The sequence below is a fragment of the Motilimonas eburnea genome (assembly GCF_021295345.1).
GTDB lineage: Bacteria > Pseudomonadota > Gammaproteobacteria > Enterobacterales > CBDFNC01 > Motilimonas > Motilimonas eburnea.
The window spans coordinates 1-637 of sequence record NZ_JAIMJB010000066.1 but is presented as its reverse complement, the minus strand read 5'-3'; the positions used below and the strand labels follow the sequence as shown (position 1 = coordinate 637).

Annotated in this window: 2 tRNA genes and 1 rRNA gene; all 3 read right to left on the bottom strand. The window is 44.4% G+C overall.

Going from position 1 to position 637, the window contains the following annotated elements:
* Positions 1-208 precede the first annotated feature (208 nt).
* Positions 209-284 (bottom strand) — tRNA-Ala (locus tag K6Y21_RS21135).
* A 133-nt stretch (positions 285-417) separates the two neighbouring features.
* Positions 418-494, bottom strand: a tRNA-Ile gene (locus tag K6Y21_RS21130).
* 77 nt (positions 495-571) lie between these two features.
* Positions 572-637, bottom strand: a 16S ribosomal RNA gene (locus tag K6Y21_RS21125); the annotation flags it as partial.

The following is a 637-nucleotide window of genomic DNA, read 5'->3' as shown; positions in this document are numbered from 1 at the left end:
TTTTACACTTAGCTGAATCTTTCGATTCGTTTGTTTGCTTGAATTATCACTTGCGTGATAACTCGGTATTGAATATCTCATCAAGATATTCAATGAACTTTATCAGCTTTCCAAATTGTTAAAGAGCGGGCTTTCTTTATCGCTAAAAAAAGCCAAAGTTAAATTATGTAAACTTAACTTTGGCCTATCTTGGCCTAACATGAAGATTTGGTGGAGCTAAGCGGGATCGAACCGCTGACCTCCTGCGTGCAAGGCAGGCGCTCTCCCAGCTGAGCTATAGCCCCAAATATCTTCTTAACATCGAACCTAAACCATCTGGGAGGATGGCATAGTGGCCAAATCCAGCAAGACAAGGCATTAAGTGAGGACGTTTAGTCACCTAAACGACGAACTTAATAACGCAGGATTGCGCAGATTTGGTGGGTCTGAGTAGATTTGAACTACCGACCTCACCCTTATCAGGGGTGCGCTCTAACCAACTGAGCTACAGACCCGATGCTTTACCCAATGTAATCATACAATCTGTGTGAACACTCATTGACTCTCGTCAACAAGACAACGTCGCTTTTGGTAAGGAGGTGATCCAGCCCCAGGTTCCCCTAGGGCTACCTTGTTACGACTTCACCCCAGTCATGAA